Below are 2,199 nucleotides of genomic sequence, written 5' to 3'. Positions count from 1 at the left end.
GCGGGGGGGGGGGGGGGGGGGGGGGGCCCCCCCCCCCCCCGCCCCGCGGGGGGGCCCCCCCCCCCCCCCCACGACTCGACACCGTTCCGCCGCTCGCGGAGGGACGCCTGGTCCAGAGGTTGCGACGCTAGTGCAGGGACGTTTCAAGAGAGATGGCAACGCCGCGGCGGAGCCGGAGCCACGCGGTTCGACCGACCGCGGAGCTGCCGGTGCGGCTGCCGACGCGCCGAGTGGCGGCGAGCCGTCCGAGCGGCCGAAGGCGAAGAAGCAGACCGGCCCCGGTCCGCGCATTGCCCTGCGCAACTGGCGCATCAGTACCCGTCTGGTCTCCCTGCTGGCCCTCCCCGTGGTCGCCGCGACGACCCTGGGCGCGCTCCGCATCCAGGACTCGCTGGAGAAGATCGACCAGCTCGACCACATGAAGCTGCTCACCGAGATGACGCAGCAGGCCACCCGGCTCGCCGGCGCGCTCCAGGAGGAGCGGGACAAGTCCGCGGGCCCGCTGACCGGTGGGGACAAGAAGGACGACCAGGGCGTCGTCGCGCCGCGGCTCCAGACCGACCGCGCGGCCCAGGCGTTCAAGTCGGCCACGGACAAGGTCAAGCCCGAGGACCCGTCGATGGTCGGCGTGCGGAGCACGCTCGTCGACATCTCCAAGCAGCTCGACAAGATCAAGGACATCCGCGCGGGCGCGTACGACGACAAGGAGTACATCTCCCGGACCGTCGGCAACTACGACGCGCTGATCACCTCGCTGCTGTCGCTCTCCCAGGACATGGCGCAGGCGACCAGCAACCCCGAGATGATCACGAGCACCCGCGCGCTCGCCACGTTCTCCTCCGCCAAGGAGTACGCGTCCATCCAGCGCGCCGTGCTCAGCGCCGCGCTCGCCAACCCCAAGGGCGGCCCGCACCTCTCCGAGAACGACCGCCAGTACGGCAAGTCGGCCCTGGACAGCGAGGAAGAGTCGCTGCGCCGCTTCACCGCCATCCGCTCCGGTGACTCCACCAAGGAGCTGATGCGGGCGCTCAACGGCGGCCAGACCGAGATCACCACCGCGAACACCAACGCGGATCGCTGGCTCGGCGCGAAGGACAGCATCAAGGACGCGAACACGTCGTACCGCGACTGGTACGACCAGGACAGCGTCAAGCTCGAAGAGATGTCCAAGATCGAGCAGACGCTGCTGACGCAGATGGACCAGAAGGCGCGTGAGCTGCGCGCCGACGCCCAGCAGGACGCGATCCTCAACAGTGCGCTGATCGTGCTGGTCCTCGGCATCTCGCTGGTCGGCGCGTTCGTCGTGGCGCGCTCCATGGTGCGCTCGCTGCGCCGGCTCCAGGACACCGCGCAGACGGTCGCCCAGGAGCGGCTGCCCGAGCTGGTCAAGCAGCTCTCCGAGATCGACCCGCAGGATGTGGACACCTCCGTCGAGTCCGTCGGCGTGCACAGCCGGGACGAGATCGGCAAGGTGGCCGCGGCCTTCGACGACGTGCACCGCGAGGCCGTCCGTCTCGCCTCCGAGCAGGCCATGCTGCGGGGCAACGTCAACGCGATGTTCACCAACCTCTCGCGCCGCAGCCAGGGCCTCATCCAGCGTCAGCTCTCGCTCATCTCCGAGCTGGAGAGCCGCGAGGCCGACCCGGACCAGCTCTCCTCGCTGTTCAAGCTGGACCACCTCGCGACCCGTATGCGCCGGAACGGCGAAAACCTCCTCGTCCTCGCGGGCGAGGAGCCGGGCCGCCGGTGGACCCGGCCCGTCCCCCTCGTCGACGTGCTGCGCGCCGCCGCGTCCGAGGTGGAGCAGTACGAGCGCATCGAACTCAGCGGGGTGCCGCCGACCGAGGTCGCCGGCCGGGTCGTCAACGACCTCGTGCACCTCCTCGCCGAGCTGCTGGAGAACGCCACGTCGTTCTCGTCCCCGCAGACCAAGGTCAAGGTCACCGGTCACGCGCTGCCCGACGGGCGCGTCCTCGTCGAGATCCACGACACCGGTATCGGCCTGTCGCCCGAGGACCTCGCCGCGATCAACGAGCGGCTCGCCAGCCCGCCGACGGTGGACGTGTCCGTCTCCCGGCGCATGGGCCTCTTCGTGGTCGGCCGTCTGTCCCTGCGCCACGGCATCCGCATCCAGCTGCGGCCGTCCGACTCGGGCGGCACCACCGCGCTCGTCATGCTGCCGGTCGACGTCGCCCAGGG

The 2,199-nt window shown here is 70.9% G+C and carries 1 protein-coding gene; it reads left to right on the top strand.

All coding sequences use genetic code 11. The features are described 5' to 3' along the window. Positions 1-130 precede the first annotated feature (130 nt). Positions 131-2,199, top strand: a 2,069-nt coding sequence (locus ACFU99_RS13345; RefSeq protein WP_384390245.1) for a nitrate- and nitrite sensing domain-containing protein, incomplete at its 3' end; no start/stop codon positions are given.

Source organism: Streptomyces sp. NPDC057654 (genome assembly GCF_042800135.1).
Taxonomy (GTDB): domain Bacteria; phylum Actinomycetota; class Actinomycetes; order Streptomycetales; family Streptomycetaceae; genus Streptomyces.
The sequence above is the reverse complement of the archived record's forward strand: the minus strand, read 5'-3'. Positions and strand labels throughout refer to the sequence as shown.